This window comes from Bacillus sp. SIMBA_005, assembly GCF_046535585.1.
In the GTDB taxonomy this organism is placed as follows: Bacteria; Bacillota; Bacilli; order Bacillales; family Bacillaceae; genus Bacillus; species Bacillus pumilus.
This window is the reverse complement of the sequence record NZ_JAWRWI010000705.1, coordinates 1-257: the sequence shown is the minus strand read 5'-3', so window position 1 is coordinate 257 and position 257 is coordinate 1. Positions and strand designations below refer to the sequence as shown.

The window sequence follows — 257 nt, the reverse complement described above, 5'->3', positions numbered from 1 at the left end:
GATGTTTGGAAGGGGTTCGGTTGATATGCAGAGCGGTATTGCCGTTCATCTCGCCAATCTGCTTCACTTTTCTGAACGGCGCGATCAGCTGCCGGGCCATATTCTGTTCATGGCAAACCCGGATGAAGAAAGCCAGCATTCCGGCATTTTAACCAGCATTTCTGAATTAAAACGGCTGAAACAAGAAAAGCAGCTTCGTTATTTAGCAGCGATTAATAACGATTTTATCACGCCGCTGTATGAGGGTGACACGACAA

General features: G+C 46.7%; 1 protein-coding gene. It reads left to right on the top strand.

Going from position 1 to position 257, the window contains the following annotated elements; all coding sequences use genetic code 11:
- Positions 1-257, top strand: a 257-nt coding sequence (locus SB660_RS21895; protein WP_410584541.1) for a M20/M25/M40 family metallo-hydrolase, incomplete at both ends; no start/stop codon positions are given.